This window comes from Variovorax sp. GW823-FHT04B03 (assembly GCF_058796495.1).
Map to the genome: position 1 here is coordinate 671,406 of NZ_JBXAIT010000001.1, position 19,503 is coordinate 690,908.

A 19,503-nucleotide genomic window follows, 5' to 3' on the forward strand; every position below is an offset into this window, starting at 1 on the left:
GATGCGCGGCTGCTTACTTCGCGCGCGCGGCGATGGCCTTCTCGGCCTTGGCCACCAGGTCGACGCCGACGGTCGACTTCCACTTGTCGTACACCGGGCGCGTGGCCTTCACGAAGGCGTCGCGCTCGGCCGGGGTGAGGTTGGTCACCGTCACGCCCATGGCCGCGATGTCTTTCAGCACGGGCTTGTCGGCTTCGACCAGGCCCTTGCGCGCGATGGCGATTTCCTGCTTGCCGGCGTCGAGCGCAGCCTGGCGCACGATGGCCTGGTCGGCCGGCGTCCACGAGGCCCAGATTTCCTTGTTCACGACGAACACCAGCGGATCGGCCACGTAGCCCCACGTGGTGACGAACTTCTGGCCCACCGTGTGCATCTTGAGCACCGTGAACAGGAACAGCGGGTTCTCCTGGCCGTCGACCGCGCCGCTGGCGAGCGCGGGCTGCGCGTCGGCCCAGCTCATCTGCGTGGGGTTGGCGCCCAGTGCGGTGAGCATGTCGGAGTAGATGGGTGAGCCCACCACGCGGATCTTCATGCCCTTGATGTCGGCCGGCGACTTGATCGGCTTCTTCGAGTTGGTGATCTCGCGGAAGCCGTTCTCGCCCCAGGCGAGCGGCACCACGCCGGCCTTGTCGAGCGTCTTGAACATGTCCTTGCCCACCTCGCCCTGCGTGAGCGCGTCGATGGCCGCGTAGTCGGGCATCAGGAAGGGCATGGAGAACAGGTTGAGCTGCTTCACTTGCGGCGACCAGTTGATGGTCGAGCCCACGGCCATGTCGATCACGCCCTGGCGCAGCGCGCTGAACTCGCGCGTCTGGTCGCCTTGAATGAGCGACACGCCCGGGTACAGCTTGATGTTGATGCGGCCCTGGGTGCGTTCCTTCACGAGGTCGGCCCAGATCTTCCCGGCCTGGCCCCACGGCGTGGGCGGGCCCAGCACCAGCGACATCTTGTACTCGGGCTTGTAGGTGGCCTGCGCCATCGCGCCGGTCGAGAACAGGCCGAGCGTGGCGGCGACGGCGGCAAGGCCCAGCAGGGTGCGGCGGAATTTCATGAGAGAGGTCTCCTCTTGGTCTGTCGATGGATCGAAAAAATCAGTAGCCCAGCTTGCGCGGCAGCCAGAGCGCGAGTTCGGGGAAGGCGATCACCAGCACCATCACCACGAACATCGAGAACAGCATCCAGCCCACCCACTGCACGGTTTCTTCCATGCGCACCTTGGCGATGCGGCACGAGACCATGAGGTTGACCGCCAGCGGCGGCGTGAACTGGCCCAGCGCCACCTTCAGCGTGAGGATCACGCCGAACCACACCGGGTCCCACTTGTAGTGCTGCACGATGGGCAGCAACAGCGGCACGAAGATCAGGAAGATCGACACGCCGTCCAGGAACATGCCCACGGTGATCAGCAGCAGGATCAGGAGCGCCAGGATGCCGTACTCGCCCAGCCCCGAATTCACGATGGCGCGCGTGACCGGATCGATGACGCCCAGCGTGGACAGCGAGTACGCGAAGATGCCCGCCAGCGACACCACCAGCAGGATCACCGCCGACAGCTCGCCCGATTCGCGCAAGATCACGAACAGGTCGCGCACCTTGATCGTCCGGTGGATGCACATGCCCACGAACAGGCCGTAGAACACGGCGACCACGGCCGCCTCGGTCGGCGTGAACCAGCCCGCGCGCATGCCGCCCAGGATCAGCACCGGCGCCGCCAGGCCCCAGATCGCTTCGCGAAAGCTCTTCCAGAACGGCGGGCGCGGCAGCGTCGATTCGAGCGCGCCCATCTTGTGCTTGCGCGCCAGCCACACGGCCGGAATCATCAGCGCCAGGCCGGCCATCACGCCGGGGATCATGCCGGCCGCGAACAGCGCCGGCACCGAGGCGCCGGGCACCAGCACCGAGTACACGATGAACGCGACCGAGGGCGGAATCAGGATGTCGGTGGCCGCCGCGGCGCCCACCACGCTGGCCGAGTAGGCGGCCGGGTAGCCGGCGCGGCTCATGGCCGCGATCATCACCGCGCCCACGGCGGCGGCGTTGGCCGGGCCCGAGCCCGAGATGCCGCCCAGGAACATGGCCACCGCAATCGCCACCAGCGGCAGCATGCCGGGGCCGCGGCCCACGATGGCGATGGCGAAGTTGACCAGCCTCAGCGCCACGCCCGAGCGGTCGAAGATGGAGCCGACCAGCACGAACATCGGAATCGCCAGCAGCGGGTACTTGCCCAGGCCGGCGTAGAAGTTCTGCGGCACGGCCAGCAGGCCGAACCACTGGGCGTCGGCGTTGGCCAGCGCGATGCAGGCCGCGCCCGCCAGGCCGAGCGCGGCGCCGATGGGCACGCCCACCAGCATCATGAGCACGAAGGCGACGAAGAGCAGGGTGGCGATCACTTGGCGTCGCCCTTCTTGCTGCTGCTGTTGTCGTCAGACTTGTAGTTGGTCTTGCGCCCACGCCGGACCATGAGGCCGATGGCGCGCCCCGCGATCGCGAACGACACGATGGGCAGCCAGATCGAATACCACCAGGCCGGCAGGCCGATGCCGGGCGTGGTTTCCTCGAAGCGGTAGTCGTCCCAGACCATGCGGATGCTGAGCGCGCCGATCAGCGCGAACAGGATGGCGATCATCAGCGCACCGAACTGCGCCAGGCGCTTGCGCCGCGCCATGGAGCCGCTTTCCGAGAAGTACTCGATGCGGATGTGCCGGTCGCGCGCCACGGCGGCCGAGCCGGCCACCAGCGCCAGCATGATCATGAGGAACACCGAGAACTCTTCCGTCCACGCGAAGGACGAGTCGGTGAAGTAGCGCACGATGACGTTGGCGAACGTGATGAGCGCCAGCGCGCCCATGATGAGGACCGTGAGCCAGTCTTCGATGGCGAGGGGAACCTTGGTGGGTTCGTCGGCGGCTTCGATGTCGGGGGGGAGGGGACTGGCGGCGTCCAGCGTGGGGCCGGACTCGGGAGGAGTTGTCATCGCAGGAAAGGGCAGCTGAGGCAGGCGCCAGGTCACCGGGCGGACGCCGGGACGCGATCCGTACACCTTGACAGGCGAGCAGCGCTCGATGCTAGGGGGTCAATGACCATTCATATATCGGGGGTTTCCTTAGCTGTGGCGGTGGGTTGACGGCTTCGGTCGGGGGCCTTCGGGGCGCGTGCACAGGACACCGGGTACTCCCCTCCGCGAATGTCCCCCGCCCTTCGGGCTCCTCCTTGATTTCGCTGCGGGGAGTACCCGGTGCCCTGTGCACGATGAGTGCGGCTGTGGCGTTGGCGGTTCGACCGCTGCGGCGGATTGCAGATGGATGTGCGGGGGGGGACCACTGAGCTCTTGTGAGAGACAGGCGGTGGACAAGCAGACGTCCGAAGGGCTGGTGTCGGTCGCGGTCGACTTCGGTATGACTGCGTGCAGTGTTCGCTTCAGACTGGTTGTTGATGTTCGATGGCGCTGGTCGGAGGGGTACCATTGGCCACAACCAGTCGTGCGCTGTACCAGCAAAATGCGACAAAAAATGCAGCGATGACCTTGGGGGGGGAACATGAGCAACACAGAGATGCTGTCTTACGTAGGCGCCCTAACCGGTGTCATCGGCGCTATCGCGGGTATTGCTGGTTCGATCATGGGGTACTTCAGTCTGAGGCGAACCGGTGAGATCAAGGCACTCGAGCTTCGTCTGGAACTTGTGAAGGCTGCGACAGACGTCTTTCAGAAAATCGATAGCGTCGGCGATCTTCTCACTCGGGCCAAGAAATCGCGGGATGCCGTGGCCGCCGCAACGGGTATGTATCACTCCGGCGCCAGGCAAGTTTGGCAGCGCCAGTTCGAGGCAGACCACGAGTCACTGAATTCGATCAACGAATCTTTCGACGAACTGAACGTTGATTTCTCAAGCTTCAGTTTGCGTGAACTCGAGAGGTCAATTAGTGAGTTGTATGGACTTCGCACTTTCCTCGACGGCATTGCCCAAAGAAATGCTCAGTTGATCGCCGAAGACGATCTCAGTCGCGAGGTAATCCGCAGTCGGACGGGTGGCGCTTCGCTTCATAGCTAGGTTGACGCCTGACCGCATTCGGTCAGAAGTAGTTACTTGGCGTAGAGGCAGAATTTGCCCTCGGAGCAGTCGGTTGCCGCCGGCAGCTTGCAGGCCACCCCGTAGATTCCACCAGCCGTTTTGACTCATCAGCATGAATCCGATTGACCATGTTCTGTTCCGAGCAGCGTTCCGCACGGAGCTCGGGGAGGAAAGGTATCGCCGATTCGTAGCGGCTGGAACCACACCGCGACTCCGATACTGGCAAGAGGTGGAACTCAAGAAGTTTTTCGTAGCCCATCCCGAATACCAGATGGACGTTACGCAGCTCGCAGACGCGTTGAGGATCTGCGAGCTGCACGATGGTTTGCTGCAGTCCGAAGTCGTCGAGGTGCTCGATGGATACATCGACGTCAGCCAGACATACCTCGATGCGAGGCGAGACACGTTTCCGCACGCAGCCGCTGATCCCGTGTCGACAGAGGGCCGCATGAATATGCCTGCACGTGTCAGCGTTTGGTACTGCACCGCTTGTCGTGCGGTGCGCACGACCTGGATGAACGAGCGCTGACGGCCATTTGCCGTCGGTCGAGAACGACAGCTTCGGAGTGGTCCACAAACTCGCGCTGGCCTGATGCTGGCGCAGAATTGAGCAATGCAACGGGTTCTACTCGACTCGCGGAAAAAAGTGCACAGGCACCAACTGGGCGAATGCGCCAGTGATGCAACCCAAGCGTCGTACTCGTAGGAGCGGCTGCTGGATTCGACACCGGATGAAGAAGAATGACGATCGAACAATCTAAAACGCAGTTGATCGCGCTCATCGGCAATGCGGACCTAAAAGTCACCGCGCTGACGGGCGCGTGGGGCACTGGCAAGACCCACCTCTGGAACGAGATTCGCAAAGAGTCGCAAGACCCTATTGTCGAAGGCGCGCGTTACGTGTCGCTCTTTGGCTTGAAAGAAATCAATCAGCTCAAGCTCAAGGTGGTCCAAAGCGCGCTTCCGGTAGGCGGAGAAAGCAGTTCGTTGACAGAAGGTCTGATGAAGACTTGGAAGGTCAGCGTCGACGCCTTGAGGAAGGTCCATGAGGGGTTTTCGGCGCTCGATGAGCTCGCGCTGATAGCAGTGCCTATCGCATTGCGCAACCGATTCGTTGTCATCGACGACATTGAGCGCAAGCACGCCTCGTTGTCAGTTGACGAGGTCCTAGGGTTCGTCGATGAATACTCTCAGAATTTTGGTGCGCGATTCCTCTTGATTCTCAACTCAGACCAGTTCTCAGCGCCCGCCGACAGCGCGCTCTGGGCGGCGTTCCGAGAGAAGGTTGTCGAAGAAGAACTTCGTTTCACACCGACACCTGAGGACGCGTTTGACATCGCGGTTCCGAACTTGGAAAGCCCCTACCGCGCGATGGCCAGGACTGCGGTTGAAGCGTGCGGAATCACCAACATCCGGGTCATCCGTCAGGCTTACCGTCTTGTGGTTCGGCTCCTCGGTGTGACTGGGGACATGCCTCTCGCGATACAGGCGAGAACTGTTCCCTCCATTGTGCTCATTTCTGCTCTTGCAAACAAAGCAATCAAGGACGGGCCGACTCTGGAGTATGTCGCTGGCTACGGCCGAGGCTCTACCGACTTTTTGAAGCTCTTCCTCGAGCAGAAAGGCGATGCATCCAAGGAGAAAGCCGAGGACTCGACGCCAGCCGCATGGAAAGTTCTGCTGTCGAAACTAGGGATCAATTCTTCGGACGAATTTGAAGAGCTAGTTGTTGCCTTCGTCCGGGACGGAAGGCACGACGCAAAGGCGATTGAGGCCGTCATCCAAGGCTACCGACACAACGAGAAGTGCACCGACTCGAGAAGTCTCGCTCATGAATTCTTTGAACGATTCAATTGGGGCGTCACAGACTGCGACGACGATCTCGTAGCTGATGCAGTCAAGCTCATCGCAAGAGTCGCCGACCTCGACGCCTACACTGTCACCGCGCTCGGAAAACAGATGGCCGACCTACCTGGTGGTACCAAACTAGAAGATGATTTGATTGATGGTTGGTTGGCTCACTTCGCGACCATCGTTGACAAGTCCGAATTCGGTGAATCGCCGTTTCAGCAGCCGCTAAACCCAAAACTGAAGGCGGCAATCGACCATGCTCGCGATGCTCGAATTCACAGCGTTACCGTCGTCGATGCCATCAAGTACCTTCTCGAGAACGACAGTTGGGGCCATCGCGAAGAAGCGGCGATGAGAGCGTCCACGATCGACGATTTCGAGACTGCGATGCGGACGTTGAAAGGGCGTGATTTCAAGCTTTTCGTACTTAAAAGTTTGGACATCCTCGAGAAAAACCAAATGTACGAGGACCGCTTCGGCCAGGCTGGGATGAATTTCTTGGAAGCGTGTCGGCGCATCGTCAGAGTCGAGAAAGAGAACCGCTTCGGACGTTTGTTGCGGACATTGTTCGCCGAGAGCGAAGTTCCAATGCTTTTGGCCGAAGATGGAATTGAAGCCCAGTCCTAGGTGACGACAGCCATCGACCGCAATGCAGCGGCACCAAGCCACTATCCCCGGATTTGCTGAGGGCAGCCAACCTCCAACAATAAGCCGTTCGCTGTCTCGTCGAGGGCACCGGCCTGCGGCAACATCGCCTCGGTTACTCGACTCTACGAGCGTCAACTTCGGGGAGGCCCAAAACCGTTTTGCCGATTTCGGGTATGGGCCCATAGCTGAAGTTAACCTGCAGCCAACAGAAGCGTCGAAGGCTTCTGGAGCCCCTCATAATCAAAACCTGCCCCCCGCTTGTTTGAGATACCGACCTTTCATCATGGATAAATTCTTGCTGCAACAGCAGGTGCTGGAACGGCTCGCCGAAGACCTGCTGCAAGCCGAACAGGCAGTGCGGGCAGCCCATGAAACGGCGACTCACGAAGAGAACATCGCCGAAAACAAATACGACACATTGGGACTCGAAGCCGCCTACCTGGCCACCGGCCAAGCTCGGCGCGCCGAAGCCATACGCCAGGCGATGGCCAATTGGCGCCAATTCCGCCCGCGGCCCTACGACGCCAGCATAGGAATACGGCTCGGCGCGTTGGTCTGCCTGGTCGATTCCGACGACAAGCAGCAACAGCTCTTTCTCGGCCCGGATGGGGGCAGCATGACGTTGGTCAGCGGCACTCAGCTTGTTCAGGTCATCAGCAGCGAAGCCCCTTTGGGTCGGGCAATGCTGGGCAAATGCGAGGGTGATGAGGTGTCGATACAGGTCGCTCCAATCCGACAGCAGTTTGAGGTGCTGCGGGTTCTTTAAGCCGCGACTGGACAGAAGCGGCACGCGTGACGTTGAGAGTCAGTCGAAGGCGGCGGACCTCGACCTGCATGGACGCAAACTAGGGTCTCGACGAACGTTCCTCGAAGATGGGCCCCGAATTTCCAGTTGTAGATTTCAGCTGCGCGTTGGCGAGCTCTCCAAGATTCCTGATAGCCCCTTCCAAGCGCGGGTCGCCGAGGTACCCGTAGTTGATGCGCAGGTGCCGGGTGTATCGGCGGTCGGCTGAAAACAAATGGCCCGGCGCTACGCCTATGCCGAGCCGAAGAGCGTCCTGGTGCAGCGCGAGCGAGTCGACACCTTCTGGCAGCGCGAGCCACAGGAAATAGCCACCCTCGGGGCGCGTGACCCGCGTTCCAGTCGGAAAGTATCGATCGATAAATCGCAAGCATGCAGCCTGCTGGCGGCTGAGCGAATGCCGCAGGGCGCGCAGGTGACGATCGAAACTCTTGTGTTGCAGGTACTCCTGCAACGCCAGTTGCGAGGGGAGTGCCGTCGCCAGCGAGCTCATCAACTTGTTGCGACCCAAAGTGGCTGCAAAGCGACCGCCCGCTACCCAACCGATGCGATATCCGGGTGCCAGGGATTTCGAGAAAGAACTGCAGTGCAGCACCCAGCCATCCCGGTCCCAGGCCTTGGCTGGTGGCGGTCTCCGAGCCCCATGCGCGAGCTCGCCGTACACGTCGTCTTCGATCAGCGGTATGGCGCGGGTGGCGAGCATGCTGACCAGTTGCTCTTTGGCTGTGTCGCTCATGGTGCAGCCCATCGGATTCTGGAAGGTCGGCATGAACCAGCAGGCCTTCACCGGATGCTGGTCGATCACGCGAGCAAGAGAGTCGAGATCTACGCCTGTGCGCGGGTGCGTCTCAACCTCGACCGCGCGAAGACCGCGCCGCTCCAGTGCCTGCAACGCACCGTAAAAGGTTGGCGTTTCGATCGCCACGACGTCGCCTGGCTGCGTCACCGATTCGAGCGCAAGATTGAGTGCTTCCATCGCCCCGCTGGTGATGACCAGTTCAGACGCCGGAACATCCATCCCGACGCTGCCGTAGCGGAGGGAGATCTGATGGCGCAATTGGGCGTTTCCTGGTGACAAATCTTCGACGGTCTGCCAAGGATCCATCCGCTTGAGCGCTCGCGTCAGGCCGGCGGCAAGTTGTTCGAAGGGAAACAGTTCTGGCGACGGAAAGGCCGAGCCGAGCGGGACCATATCGCGCTCGCGAGCCTGTGCAAGGACCTGAAAGACAAGCGACGAGACGTCGACCGACATGGACCGCAGGACAGGCTCGCTGGCGGCGAGTTCGTTGGTCGGCATTTCCGCGCCCGCTCGAACGAAGTATCCCGACCGCTGCCGAGCTTCGACAAGCCCTTGCGCCTCCAGCAGGTAGTAAGCAGAGAACACGGTGGACGCACTGATGCCCATTTGCGACTTCAGTTCGCGCACGGAGGGAAGGCGATCGTTCGCCTTCAGGCTACCCGCGCGAATACGCTGAGCGATGTTGTCGGCAAGCTTTTCGTAGCGGTTCATGGGCATCTCTTTCTGATACGGTCGTTCTGGACCGCTCCAGAGATTGTCATATCAGATGTCGGCGTGCCCCGGAGCGACCACCGGCCTCCTTGCATCTGATATGGAAATTTCCAGATGATCTGGTTCTGTACGTATCAGCCTGGAAGATGAACACTCGACAGCACGATGAGAGTGCTTCTGTGGTGCAGGCAGACTGCTCCGCCTTTCGACGCGTCTTGCGGACGCCCATTTAGCTGACCGTTACCGTTTCGTTAGATTGATTGATTGACCGTTTCTTCATTGGTCTATTGAGCTAATCGCCGCACTCGAGCACTTCGCCGTCTTTCACCATTGATATCCCTTCAATCATGAATTCAATCCCTATCTCTTTTGTTATTTTCAAGGTTCTCGTGCTCAGCGTGGGCATGTATTTAGCCGTCAAGTGGCATTACGAACGGGGACAGAAGGACAAGAATCAGAAGACAGCTGCAGTGGTACTGACATCCATCAAGGTGGGCGGGGCGTTCGTCGCTTCTGCGTTCCTCGTGCTCTTCCTTACCTTTGAATTTTGCAATTGGATGGGTCTGGACCTGGCCCTGCAGTGATTGGGAGTTTTCGGTCGATAGCCCGGATACGGTGCGACTGACGGCACGACCCTTTCAGAGACGGACATCGACATGATGGCGCGGTATTTGGCTGGCATGCCGACGTGCGAGGCGAGCTCGCCGATGGCAAAGTTCTCGCCCAGAATTCATGTCAAGTGATCGCCCGGCTGCATAGTCTCTGCTCCTGCGCCAACCTGCGTTGGTGCCAGGCATCAGGCCAGTTACCTTCTTGCCAGCAGCCTTGAGGCGGCGCCGGAACTCGATCTGGCTATCTTCGATTTTCATATTCGATGAGCCCGCCGAGTGGCTGCTTGTGGCCGGCAGCGGCTAAATGCCTCGGACCGCGTAGCTGAGTTGGCAACTGCTGCACTTGATCGAGTAGCCACTGCCTCCGTCAAAGAAGATGAGTTCCGCTGAACAGTGAGGGCACCCACGGCTGGTGGCCCCAGTCCGCTTCCATTCGTCGAACGCTTCCTCAGCAAGCTCAAACTCGCGCTCGGAGGGAGACCAAGGTCCTGGTGATTTCTGGCTGTATGCAGCGTTCATCGAAAGCAATTGGCAGAAATTCGGGTGTCTTGTTGAACGCTTGGTCCTGGCCGCGAACCGAAATGAAGGAGGGCGTCACAGTGATTCTCCCCTTCGTAGCAGAGGATTCCATCCTCACGTTCCGAAAACACCCCACCAAAGCCCTCTCGTCGGATCGGGCGTAGGTTCCAGCCGTGAGTAACTGCACGGATCGGCTGAAAGGCGGACTTCAACCGGTGCGGCCTGACGAAAGGTCAAGAATGCGTCACTCGCTTCCACCTGTTGCACAAATTCATTGAGCGAGGCATCCGACCAACTCACAAACGCCTGACCAACCCCATAGGATTGGTGTCGGTTTAAATACTGGATCCCCGTCATTTCAAGCGTGTATTGCAAGCGAAGAGACAGTCGTACAGCGGGCCAGCGGCCTGCAGTCGCATCTTCTGGCAGGAGGCGAAAAAGACGATTGATTGCGACTTCAAATCGAACGCCCCTGTCTACCGTCCCAAGATGCGCATCGAATGTGAGCCCTTCACCGTCCGGAGTCAAAACAGAGTATTTATCAATCGACTCGCGGTGAAATTCCAGTACTGCAGGCCACGCGTCGCATAGCTTCATGGACTTGAGCGACAGGCCCTGCTTCCGTAGGAGCGCTCGGAAGTCCTTCTCTGCCTGAAGTGGTGAAGCAGCTTTCGACTCTGTTTTCATCGATTTTCTATCGTGTTGCAACTCGGCTTCCCGCAAGTCTTTCCGCAGCAGCGAGTGACCGGTTCTGGCCGATTGTTGCCTGCCGCGATGCTCGTCGCTCAAGCGGTGGAAAGCACTGCATAAGTGGGGAAAAAGGGCGCGAGCGTAAGCAAGATGAGCAGCAGGTTCTGCAGCATGTTGTTCTTGAATCTCAGGAGCATGCCGTAGTAAAGCCAGCAGCTGAACAGCGCCGCAATGGCGCCGAGGTGCATGAGGGCAAGCCAGGCCATGGTCTCCGACGCGCCACCTGGGAATTCGGCATACGCCTTGGCGCCAAGAAACGCAACCATGGGAACATGGAAAAGCGCCGCCATGACGGCAATCTTGCCGGCCGTTGAGCTGAGCAAATGGCGGCGTACCAGTTGGCCGATTGAGGGTGTGGGTGAGTTCATGGGACTCCTGTCGTTGCAAGTTTTCATTCTTGCTCGGCGGGCGGGAAGGTCAGCTTCTGGCCGACAGTACCCATTCGCGCGAGGCCGAGGGATGTCGGCAACCGCTGCATGGCCGTCCTTCGTGTGCGCCCGCTTCAGACTGTTGCGAGACAGGCCTGCACGCCTGGCTGTCTCGCGAATGCACAACCATTCATTTCATTTGCATCTCTTACTCAGAGCAAATCAGCCGGCGCATCATGCCTTGTGCATGTCGTATGGATGCACTTTGGGTCTCGGCTCGACCCACCCGGCCGCTCCGGTATCCAACTACCTTCAATTGGAGACCCAAATGAAAAAATTCATTCCCAGCGCCATCGCCAGCCTCCTGATCGCAGGGGCAATCTTGCCGGTCGCCGCCAAGGAGAAAGTCGTCGCCCGGAGCATCACGGAAGCGGAAGTCCTGGGGGCCCAGCAGGCCTGGTGCAAGGCGCTGGTCGACATCAGCGCTGCGAATTCCAGCGCAGGGCAGCCGGCCGCCAGGGCGCTGGCCGAGAAGGTCATCGACAGCGCCTACGCCTACCAACTGGGCGCAGTGCTGTTCAAGCCGACGCTCACGACATCGCCGCAGACCTTCCGCACCGCTCGCGACGGCGCGCTGGCGTACTTCGTGGGCGGCAACCCTGCCTTTCCCAACGACACCGGCTTCGCCCTGAAGGGCTGGACCAAATGCGAGATTGCCAACACTGCCGTGCTCATCCACGGCGACGTGGCCAGCACGCTGGGCAACGTGCTGTTCACCGACCCGGACGGCAAGGTCACCACGGTCGACAAGACCTGGACTTTCGTGAAGGACGGTGCCGGCAAGCTGCGCATCGTCGTGCATCACTCGTCGCTGCCGTACGCTGGCCGTTGAACACCGTGTTCGAGCGCCGGCAGGCCCAGGCTCTGGTGTGGCGCCTTCAAGGGGCCGTCATCTGGTGATGAAGGCCCCTCGGAGGATCGTCATTGGCGGCTCCAAGGCGCGAATCGGTGGCAGCACGCCGTCGTAGCGCTCGACCTGCACCGTGGTGAATTGCCCCACGCAACCCTGCGCCAGCGATGAGGTGCCGATGTCGCGCGTCAACACATGGGGCTTGCCGTGCACGCTTGCACTTCGAGCGGCAGTGGCCAGAGTGGCTGAACGCCTGTCTGTCGTGGGTCAGTAGGCACCCATGTAGTCGCGCTTGCCGATCTCCATGCCGTTGTGGCGCAAGATGGCATAGGTGGTGGTCACGTGGAAGAAAAACTGCGGCAGTCCATAGTGCAGAAGGTATGCGCTTGCGGTCAGCTTCTTTTCCTTGGGGGTGCCGGGGCGCAATACGATCTCGCGGCTCTCGCTTGAATCAAATTGCTCAGGCTTGAAGGAGCCGATATGGGCCAAAGCTTTGGCGATCAACGCTTGCAGGTCGGCGAAGCTGACCTCAGTGTCGGGCCAGGACGGCACCTCGGCACCAGTCAGGCGGGAGGCAATGCCCTTGGAGAAGTCTGCGGCGATCTGTACCTGACGTAGCAGCGGAAACATGTCAGGGAACAGCCGCGCCTGCAGCAGCGCATTGGGATCGATATTTTTCTGCGTCGCCTGGTCTTCGGCCTTCTTGAGCACGTCGGACAGGGCGCGCAGCATCTGCTGCATGACGGGAACGGAGGCGTTGTACAGCGGGCTGGTCATGGTGAGTTCACTTCTAAAATTTTGGGCACGATGGCCGGAGTTGGCGTGGCAGAGGCCCTGCCGACCATGCAAGGCTAACAGCACAGGGTGAACTGAATCGCCCCGGCTTTTGTGGCCAGCTTTTCTTCCCGCTGGTAGTCGGAGCCGCCGCGTTGAAGGGCAGTTCATTGGCAAGAAGCGGAGCGCGCCGCGAACCCTGCAGCCCGCAGACCAGCCACTAACCGCCAGTCTCAAGCGCCCCACGCCGCGCCTTCTCACTCACCTGAAACAACTCTCCAGCCTTGCGAGCCAGTTCAGCCGCAAGCCAAAGCAGGTTGTCTAGTCGTCGAGGCCCGTCACCGCTGCACCAGTCGATCTCTTCCCCGTGGCAGACCCACAGAAGAGCTTCGAGTTGAGAGAGGGTGTTTTCGAGAAGATCCGCCGGGTCTTGGGCGTTGTCTTCGGAAGCTACCGGCGTAGTTGGCCGGGCTATAGTCTTGGTAGCCATTTTTGTGCGGTCCTTCGTAGGTGTTGCACGAACTTGGTTAGACGGTCGGGGTGCTAGTAACACCTCGGCCGTCGCCTTTTGATACCTCGCATCTGCATCGCTGCTTTCGCACCGACGACCTGCCGCGAGGCAAGCAGCCTTCAAACTTCTCGGTGGTGGTGGGGGTGTGGCGCCTTTCTTCTTCCCTTGGTGGGGTGTCGAGTGACAGGGGCATTCACTCTAGAGAAGAACCCGGCGAAGTGGCCGGTTCATGCGGCACGAAGTCTCGGCGAGCGCCAACAAATGCAGCTTCTGCGATGCGCTGAGCACGGACCTCGTGGGCCCGTGCCGCGCCAGTCCGAAGCGGCTCTGAACGCTCACGTCGATGGGGTGCCTTGCGCAGCGAAATAAAGGAGGAGGGCGAAGCCCGGGGGACATTCGCGGAGCAAGGCGCCCCGTCGGCGGGAGCGCGGCAGAGCTTCAGTTCATCCAGCTGCGGGCGCGGTCCAGATGCTCCCGGCACTCGCGCACCATGCGCTCCAGCAGCTCGGCGCAGGTCGGGATGTCGTCGATCAGCCCGATGCACTGGCCGGCCGAGACCACGCCGTTGTGCACCTCGCCCGACTCCAGTGCCGCGCGGCCGCGTGCGCCAGCCACCAGCGGGCGGATGTCCTCGAACTCGCAGCCGCCCGGACGGCGTTCGGTGGCCACCACTTCTTCGGAGATCGCGTTGCGGAACACGCGCGCCGTGTTGTGCAGCGTGCGGAACATCAGCTTCGTGTCGCGCTCGGTCGCGGCCACCAGTGCCTGCTTGATGTTGTCGTGGATCGGCGCTTCCTGGGTCACGCAGAAGCGCGTGCCCATGTTGATGCCCTCGGCGCCCAGCGCGAGCGCCGCAGCCATGCCGCGGCCGTCGGCGATGCCGCCCGAGGCGATGATCGGAATGCGCAGCTTGCGCGCCGCCACCGGCAGCAGCACGAGGCCGGGCACGTCGTCCTCGCCCGGGTGGCCTGCGCATTCGAAGCCGTCCACGGACACCGCGTCGACGCCGTTGCGCTCGGCCGAGAGTGCGTGGCGCACCGAGGTGCACTTGTGGACGATCTTCACGTCGTGGCGCTTCAGGGCCTCGATGAAGTCCTTCGGGCTGTTGCCCGCGGTCTCCACGATCTTCACGCCGCTGTCGATGATGGCTTGCACGTATTCGGCGTACGGCGGCGGCTTCACCGCCGGCAGGATCGTGAGGTTCACGCCGAAGGGCTTGTCGGTCATCGTGCGCGTGCGCTCGATCTCGTGGCGCAGGTCGTCGGGCGTGGGCTGCGTGAGCGCCGTGAGAATGCCCAGGCCGCCGGCGTTCGACACGGCCGCGGCCAGCTCGGCGCGGCCCACCCATTGCATGCCGCCCTGGATGATGGGGTAGCGGATGCCGAGCAGTTCGGTGATGCGGGTCTTCATCGTCGCAGCCGCTTACAGCGTGGTCACGAGTTCCGGCACGGCCGTGAACAGGTCGGCCACGAGACCGTAGTCGGCCACCGAGAAGATCGGCGCTTCTTCGTCCTTGTTGATCGCGACGATGACCTTCGAGTCCTTCATGCCGGCCAGATGCTGGATGGCACCCGAGATGCCCGCGGCGATGTACAGCTGCGGCGCGACGATCTTGCCCGTCTGGCCCACTTGCCAGTCGTTCGGGGCGTAGCCTGCGTCGACTGCGGCGCGGCTGGCGCCCAGGCCCGCGTTGAGCTTGTCGGCCAGCGGCGTCATCACTTCGGTGAACTTCTCGGCACTGCCCAGCGCGCGGCCACCCGAGACGATGATCTTGGCGGCGGTGAGTTCGGGGCGGTCGCTCTTGGTGACTTCACGGCCCACGAAGGCGCTCTTGCCGCTGTCGGCCACGCCTTCAGCGGTTTCAACGGTGGCGCTGCCACCGGTGGCGGCTGCGGCGTCGAAGCCGGTCGTGCGAACCGTGATCACCTTGGTGGCGTCGGTGCTTTGCACGGTGGCGATGGCATTGCCGGCGTAGATCGGGCGCTCGAAGGTGTCGGGGCTGACAACCAAAGTGATGTCGGAGATCTGTGCCACGTCCAGCTTGGCGGCCACGCGCGGCGCGACGTTCTTGCCGTTGGCGGTCGAGGGGAACAGGATGTGGCTGTAGTTGCCGGCGATCGCGAGCACTTGCGCTGCGACGTTCTCGGCGAGGTTCTCTGCCAGCGATGCGCTGTCGGCAGCGATCACCTTGGAGACGCCCGCGATCTGCGCGGCGGCCTTGGCGGCTTCTGCTGCGTTGGCACCGGCCACGAGGATGTGGACGTCGCCACCGCAAGCCAGGGCGGCGGTCACGGTGTTGAGGGTGGCCGGCTTGATGCTGGCGTGGTCGTGTTCGGCAATGACGAGTGCGGTCATGTTCGTTTCTTCCTCAGATCACTTTGGCTTCGTTCTTGAGCTTGTCCACCAGGGTGGCAACGTCGGGCACCTTGATGCCTGCGCCACGCTTCGGCGGCTCGCTGACCTTCAGGGTCTTCAGGCGGGGCTTCACGTCCACGCCCAGGTCTTCGGGCTTGAAGGTGTCCAGCTGCTTCTTCTTGGCCTTCATGATGTTGGGCAGCGTCACATAGCGCGGCTCGTTCAGGCGCAGGTCGGTCGTGATGACCGCGGGCAGCGTGAGCGTCAGCGTTTCCATGCCGCCGTCGACTTCGCGGGCCACGGTGACCTTGTCGGCTGCCAGATCGACCTTCGAGGCGAAGGTGGCTTGGGGCAAGTCGGCCAGCGCAGCCAGCATCTGGCCCGTTTGATTGGCGTCGTCGTCGATGGCTTGCTTGCCGAGGATGATGAGAGACGGTTGTTCTTTGTCGACCAGTGCCTTCAGCAGCTTGGCAACCGCGAGAGGTTGCAGCTCTTCAGAGGTCTCGACCAGGATGCCGCGGTCGGCGCCGATGGCCATCGCGGTGCGCAGGGTTTCCTGGCACTTGGCATCACCGCAGGAGACGGCGATGACTTCGGTCACGATGCCCTTTTCCTTCAGCCGCACCGCCTCTTCGACAGCGATCTCGTCGAAGGGGTTCATGCTCATCTTGACGTTGGCAATGTCCACCCCGGTGCCGTCGCTCTTGACGCGCACCTTCACGTTGTAATCGACGACCCGTTTGACAGGCACCAGAACTTTCATGGCTGTTCCTCTTGAATGACAAAAATGGGAAAGGGGGTTACTCGAGCTTGGCGCCCGACTGCTTGATCAGGCGCTCCCACACGGGGCGCTCCTGCTTCCAGGCCGCGGCAAAGAGCTCGGGCGAGCTGTCCTTGATCTCGAAGCCCATGGCCGCCACGCGCTCGCGCACGTCGGGCTGCTGCGTGGCCTTGCGCACTTCATCGGCGATGCGGTCGACGATGGCCTTGGGTGTCTTGGCGGGCGCTGCAATGGCGAGCCAGCCGGTCACGCGGTAGGCCTCGTCCTTCAGGCCCTGCTCGGCCAGCGTGGGTACGTTGGGCAGCGTGCTCATGCGGCGCTCGCCGGTCACGCCAATGGCCTTGAGCTTGCCCGCATCGATGTGCGGCTTGGCCGCGAGCGCGCTGGCGTAGGCCATCTGGATCTGGCCGCCGATGAGGTCTTGCACCATCGGCGCCTCGCCCTTGTAGGCGACGTGGTTCATGTCGGCCTGCTGCGTGAGGCTCATGTGCGCGCCGGCCAGGTGCGGGTAGGCGCCCACGCCGTACGAGCCGTAGGCGACCTTGCCCTTGTTCGCGGCCACGTACTTCAGCAGCTCGGGGCCGGTCTTGGCGGGCACGCTCGGGTGCACCACCAGCACCAGCGGCGCCATCGCGATCTGGTAGACCAGCGTGAGGTCGCGCTGCGTGTCGTAGGGCAGCTTCTCGTAGAGGAACTCGTTGGTCATGAGCGAGTTGCTCAGCGACAGCACGATGGTGTAGCCGTCGGGCGCGGCCTTGGCGACCGTGTCGGTGCCGATGATGCCGGCCGCGCCGGGCTTATTGTCCACCACGAGGGGCTGGCCCATGCTGGCCGACATCTTCTGGCCCAGCACGCGCGCCAGCACGTCGGTCGCGCCGCCGGCCTGGAAGGGCACGACAAGGCGGATCGGCTTGTTCGGGTAGGGCGCCTGCGCATGCGCGGGCGCCAGCGCGAACAGCGCGGCGGTCGATGCTGCCGCGCACAGCAGGGCGCGGCGGGTCGAGGGTTGATGGGTCATGGTTTGTCTCCCGTTCGGTTTCAGAAAATCGTGTCGAAGAAGAAGCAGGTGGGTCACTTCAGCGCGATGCGCGTCTTGAAGGGCAGGGGCTCCAAGGCCTTCTGCAGTCGCTCCTGCAGTGCCGCGGCTTGTGCGCCCGCTGCGGCGGCGTCGATCTGCACGTGCACGAGGCTTTCGCCTTCGGTGCTCACCGCCGGCCGTGCTGCATCGCTCAGGCCGAGTGCCGTGCAGACCTCGGCGACCGTGGCCGCCACCACCTGCCGTGCGGCCATGGCGCGCAGCTCGGGCTTGTAGATCTTGCCGACGTTGGTCATCGGCATCGTGGCGATCACCGACACCCACTTGGGACGGGCCGGTGCCTCGTCCACGCGCGCGGAGGTGAAGGCCAGCAGCTCGTCCTCGGTGGCCGAGGCGCCGGGCACCAGCGTCGCGAAGATCACGGGCAGTTCGCCCGCGTAGGCGTCGGGGGCGCCGACGGCGGCGCACAGCTGCACGGCCGGGTGTGCGCCCAGCGCGTCCTCGATGGTCTTGGGGTCGATGTTGTGGCCGCTGCGGATGATCAGGTCCTTCGAGCGGCCCGTGAGGTGCAGCCGCTCTTCGGCGTCCATCCAGCCCAGGTCGCCGGTTGCGAGCCAGCCGTCGGCGGTGAAGGCCTTGGCGTTGTCGGCCGGATCGACGAAGCCCGAGAACACGTTGGGCGACTTGAACAGCACCATGCCGGTCTCGCCCTGTGCCACCTCGCGGTCGCTGGCGTTGCCGTTCTCGTCGAGCGCCACGATGCGCACCTGCGCATACGGCAGCCGAAAGCCGACGCAGCCCGCGGGCCCGTTCACGCCGGGCGGCGTGATGGTCGAGATGCCGGCCATCTCGGTCATGCCCAGGCTCTCGTGCACGTGCAGGCCGAACAGGCGCTCGAAGCGCGCGGCCAGCTCGGGCGAGAGCACGGCGGCGCCGGTGCGGCAGTAGGTGATGGAGGAGATGTCGGCGCCGTCCAGCGGCACGTTGGCCAGCGCGGCGAGCACCGTGGGCACGGCCGACAGCGAGGTGGGGCGGTACTTCTCGACCAGCTTCCAGTAGTTGGCCAGCACCTCCTTGTTGCGCAGCAGCGAAGGCGTCGGAATGATCACCTCCACGCCCGCCGACAGCGACGAGAGCGAGGCCGGCAGCACGCCCGCCACATGGAACAGCGGGTAGCCGTTGATCGAGATGCCCTGCTCGTTCATGCCCGCGAGCTGCACGCTGGCCCAGGCGGTGAACACCTGCGCGCCGTGGCTGTGGCGCGCGAGCTTGGGCGCGCCCGTGGTGCCGCCGGTGTGGAAGTAGGCGGCGATGTCGGTGGGGGCGATGTCGCGCCCGCTCACGAGGCGGTCGCTCGGTTGCGCGGCGCGCAGCACGTCGAACTCGGCCACGCCTTCGGGCAACGCACCTGCAGCACCCGGCGCTTCGTCGTGCGGCGCCACGCGCAGCACGGTGGTGAGCGTGGGCACCTGGCCGCGCAGGCGCATCGCCTTCGACCACATGCCCGACTCGGTGTCCGAGCCGTAGGCGATGAGCACCTTGGCGCGCGCTGCGGTCATCAGTGCGACCAGCTTCTCGTCGGTGAGCAGCGGGTTCAGCGGCTGCACGATGCCGGCGGCCTCGCCGCCCCACAGCGCCAGGTGGTACTCGAGGCAACCGGGCAGCAGCACCGCGACCGCATCCTCGGGCCCCACGCCCAGCGTGTGCAGCAGGTTGGCGGTCTGGTGGATGCCTGCGAGCAGCTGCGCATACGACCAGCGGATGGGTTCGTCCGCCGGGTTGCCGCTGCGCAGGAAGGTGAGCGCGGTCTTGTCGCCGAAGGCCGCGCCGGAGTTGCGGAAGAGCTCGTAGGTGCTGCGCACGGTGAGCGCTTCTTCGAGCGGCGTTTCTTCCAGCCGCCGGATGTCGGCGAGACCGCGCACCGGAAACAGGGGGCGGAACGGCGCGCTGGCCGTTCCCGTGGGGTTGTTCTTGTCGTTGCCTGTTGTCATGTTGTCTCCTTGAGGG

19 protein-coding genes are annotated in these 19,503 nt (G+C 62.7%); 6 read left to right on the forward strand and 13 right to left on the reverse strand.

The window, feature by feature from the left end; translation table 11 throughout:
• Nucleotides 1–13 precede the first annotated feature (13 nt).
• From AC1RAD_RS02960 to AC1RAD_RS02970, 3 genes are read right to left on the reverse strand one after another with little or no spacing between them, the layout of a single operon-like run.
• The gene (locus AC1RAD_RS02960; protein WP_062471046.1) at nt 14–1,051 is read right to left on the reverse strand and encodes a DctP family TRAP transporter solute-binding subunit; all 1,038 of its coding nucleotides are present in this window, start codon (nt 1,049–1,051) and stop codon (nt 14–16) included.
• Between the two features lie 40 nt (nt 1,052–1,091).
• Entirely contained in the window at nt 1,092–2,390 is a 1,299-nt protein-coding gene (locus tag AC1RAD_RS02965) for a TRAP transporter large permease (protein WP_307635951.1), read from the reverse strand.
• Nucleotides 2,387–2,974: a TRAP transporter small permease gene (locus tag AC1RAD_RS02970; RefSeq protein WP_095743548.1), complete on the reverse strand. Its 588-nt coding sequence runs from the start codon at nt 2,972–2,974 to the stop codon at nt 2,387–2,389. The genes AC1RAD_RS02965 and AC1RAD_RS02970 overlap by 4 nt, the downstream gene beginning before the upstream one ends.
• A 562-nt stretch (nt 2,975–3,536) precedes the next feature.
• Here AC1RAD_RS02970 and AC1RAD_RS02975 point away from each other — a divergent pair.
• From AC1RAD_RS02975 to AC1RAD_RS02990, 4 genes are all read left to right on the forward strand, one after another.
• Nucleotides 3,537–4,049 (forward strand): hypothetical protein, encoded by a 513-nt coding sequence (locus AC1RAD_RS02975; RefSeq protein WP_492733798.1) that lies wholly within the window; start codon nt 3,537–3,539, stop codon nt 4,047–4,049.
• A 250-nt stretch (nt 4,050–4,299) separates the two neighbouring features.
• Nucleotides 4,300–4,599 (forward strand): hypothetical protein, encoded by a 300-nt coding sequence (locus AC1RAD_RS02980; RefSeq protein ID WP_492733800.1) that lies wholly within the window; start codon nt 4,300–4,302, stop codon nt 4,597–4,599.
• 212 nt (nt 4,600–4,811) lie between these two features.
• A complete protein-coding gene (locus tag AC1RAD_RS02985) occupies nt 4,812–6,548 on the forward strand; it encodes a hypothetical protein (protein ID WP_492733802.1) in 1,737 nt (578 codons plus the stop codon).
• A 304-nt stretch (nt 6,549–6,852) separates the two neighbouring features.
• Nucleotides 6,853–7,335 carry a GreA/GreB family elongation factor gene (locus tag AC1RAD_RS02990; protein WP_062471040.1) on the forward strand — a complete coding sequence of 161 codons (483 nt, stop codon included), beginning with the start codon at nt 6,853–6,855 and terminating at the stop codon, nt 7,333–7,335.
• Between the two features lie 79 nt (nt 7,336–7,414).
• Here AC1RAD_RS02990 and AC1RAD_RS02995 read toward each other — a convergent pair whose 3' ends face one another.
• A complete protein-coding gene (locus tag AC1RAD_RS02995; protein WP_492733804.1) occupies nt 7,415–8,881 on the reverse strand; it encodes an aminotransferase-like domain-containing protein in 1,467 nt (488 codons plus the stop codon).
• Nucleotides 8,882–9,228: 347 nt separating this feature from the next.
• Between AC1RAD_RS02995 and AC1RAD_RS03000 the strand changes: the two genes are divergently transcribed.
• Nucleotides 9,229–9,465 (forward strand): hypothetical protein, encoded by a 237-nt coding sequence (locus AC1RAD_RS03000; protein WP_492733806.1) that lies wholly within the window; start codon nt 9,229–9,231, stop codon nt 9,463–9,465.
• A gap of 660 nt (nt 9,466–10,125) precedes the next feature.
• Here the strand turns inward: AC1RAD_RS03000 and AC1RAD_RS03005 are convergent.
• Both AC1RAD_RS03005 and AC1RAD_RS03010 read right to left on the reverse strand, forming a co-directional pair.
• Nucleotides 10,126–10,800 carry a hypothetical protein gene (locus AC1RAD_RS03005; protein WP_492733808.1) on the reverse strand — a complete coding sequence of 225 codons (675 nt, stop codon included), beginning with the start codon at nt 10,798–10,800 and terminating at the stop codon, nt 10,126–10,128.
• Nucleotides 10,797–11,129, reverse strand: a complete 333-nt coding sequence (locus tag AC1RAD_RS03010; protein ID WP_492733810.1) for a hypothetical protein — start codon at nt 11,127–11,129, stop codon at nt 10,797–10,799. Before AC1RAD_RS03010 ends, AC1RAD_RS03005 begins: the two co-directional genes overlap by 4 nt.
• A 328-nt stretch (nt 11,130–11,457) precedes the next feature.
• Between AC1RAD_RS03010 and AC1RAD_RS03015 the strand changes: the two genes are divergently transcribed.
• A complete protein-coding gene (locus tag AC1RAD_RS03015; protein ID WP_095948120.1) occupies nt 11,458–12,021 on the forward strand; it encodes a metal-independent carbonic anhydrase family protein in 564 nt (187 codons plus the stop codon).
• A gap of 57 nt (nt 12,022–12,078) precedes the next feature.
• Here the strand turns inward: AC1RAD_RS03015 and AC1RAD_RS03020 are convergent, their stop codons facing one another.
• The 7 genes from AC1RAD_RS03020 to AC1RAD_RS03050 form a co-directional block, all read right to left on the reverse strand.
• A complete protein-coding gene (locus AC1RAD_RS03020; protein ID WP_492734563.1) occupies nt 12,079–12,231 on the reverse strand; it encodes a hypothetical protein in 153 nt (50 codons plus the stop codon).
• A 75-nt stretch (nt 12,232–12,306) separates the two neighbouring features.
• Nucleotides 12,307–12,816, reverse strand: a complete 510-nt coding sequence (locus AC1RAD_RS03025) for a DUF1993 domain-containing protein (protein WP_492733812.1) — start codon at nt 12,814–12,816, stop codon at nt 12,307–12,309.
• A gap of 946 nt (nt 12,817–13,762) precedes the next feature.
• Nucleotides 13,763–14,734 carry an NAD(P)H-dependent flavin oxidoreductase gene (locus tag AC1RAD_RS03030; RefSeq protein WP_492733814.1) on the reverse strand — a complete coding sequence of 324 codons (972 nt, stop codon included), beginning with the start codon at nt 14,732–14,734 and terminating at the stop codon, nt 13,763–13,765.
• Between the two features lie 12 nt (nt 14,735–14,746).
• Complete coding sequence (locus AC1RAD_RS03035) at nt 14,747–15,679, reverse strand: electron transfer flavoprotein subunit alpha/FixB family protein (RefSeq protein ID WP_492733816.1); 933 nt, start codon at nt 15,677–15,679, stop codon at nt 14,747–14,749.
• A gap of 13 nt (nt 15,680–15,692) precedes the next feature.
• Nucleotides 15,693–16,442, reverse strand: a complete 750-nt coding sequence (locus AC1RAD_RS03040; RefSeq protein WP_159278609.1) for an electron transfer flavoprotein subunit beta/FixA family protein — start codon at nt 16,440–16,442, stop codon at nt 15,693–15,695.
• A gap of 37 nt (nt 16,443–16,479) precedes the next feature.
• Nucleotides 16,480–17,478 carry a Bug family tripartite tricarboxylate transporter substrate binding protein gene (locus AC1RAD_RS03045; RefSeq protein WP_492733819.1) on the reverse strand — a complete coding sequence of 333 codons (999 nt, stop codon included), beginning with the start codon at nt 17,476–17,478 and terminating at the stop codon, nt 16,480–16,482.
• A gap of 53 nt (nt 17,479–17,531) precedes the next feature.
• Nucleotides 17,532–19,487, reverse strand: a complete 1,956-nt coding sequence (locus AC1RAD_RS03050; RefSeq protein ID WP_492733821.1) for an acyl-CoA synthetase — start codon at nt 19,485–19,487, stop codon at nt 17,532–17,534.
• Nucleotides 19,488–19,503: the final 16 nt, after the last annotated feature.

Coding starts and splice junctions, on each gene's coding strand:
- AC1RAD_RS02960 (WP_062471046.1), bottom strand. CDS start 1,051: ATGAAATTCCGCCGCACCCTGCTGGGCCTTGCCGCCGTCGCCGCCACG.
- AC1RAD_RS02970 (WP_095743548.1), bottom strand. CDS start 2,974: ATGACAACTCCTCCCGAGTCCGGCCCCACGCTGGACGCCGCCAGTCCC.
- AC1RAD_RS02975 (WP_492733798.1), top strand. CDS start 3,537: ATGAGCAACACAGAGATGCTGTCTTACGTAGGCGCCCTAACCGGTGTC.
- AC1RAD_RS02985 (WP_492733802.1), top strand. CDS start 4,812: ATGACGATCGAACAATCTAAAACGCAGTTGATCGCGCTCATCGGCAAT.
- AC1RAD_RS02990 (WP_062471040.1), top strand. CDS start 6,853: ATGGATAAATTCTTGCTGCAACAGCAGGTGCTGGAACGGCTCGCCGAA.
- AC1RAD_RS02995 (WP_492733804.1), bottom strand. CDS start 8,881: ATGAACCGCTACGAAAAGCTTGCCGACAACATCGCTCAGCGTATTCGC.
- AC1RAD_RS03000 (WP_492733806.1), top strand. CDS start 9,229: ATGAATTCAATCCCTATCTCTTTTGTTATTTTCAAGGTTCTCGTGCTC.
- AC1RAD_RS03010 (WP_492733810.1), bottom strand. CDS start 11,129: ATGAACTCACCCACACCCTCAATCGGCCAACTGGTACGCCGCCATTTG.
- AC1RAD_RS03015 (WP_095948120.1), top strand. CDS start 11,458: ATGAAAAAATTCATTCCCAGCGCCATCGCCAGCCTCCTGATCGCAGGG.
- AC1RAD_RS03025 (WP_492733812.1), bottom strand. CDS start 12,816: ATGACCAGCCCGCTGTACAACGCCTCCGTTCCCGTCATGCAGCAGATG.
- AC1RAD_RS03030 (WP_492733814.1), bottom strand. CDS start 14,734: ATGAAGACCCGCATCACCGAACTGCTCGGCATCCGCTACCCCATCATC.
- AC1RAD_RS03035 (WP_492733816.1), bottom strand. CDS start 15,679: ATGACCGCACTCGTCATTGCCGAACACGACCACGCCAGCATCAAGCCG.
- AC1RAD_RS03040 (WP_159278609.1), bottom strand. CDS start 16,442: ATGAAAGTTCTGGTGCCTGTCAAACGGGTCGTCGATTACAACGTGAAG.
- AC1RAD_RS03045 (WP_492733819.1), bottom strand. CDS start 17,478: ATGACCCATCAACCCTCGACCCGCCGCGCCCTGCTGTGCGCGGCAGCA.
- AC1RAD_RS03050 (WP_492733821.1), bottom strand. CDS start 19,487: ATGACAACAGGCAACGACAAGAACAACCCCACGGGAACGGCCAGCGCG.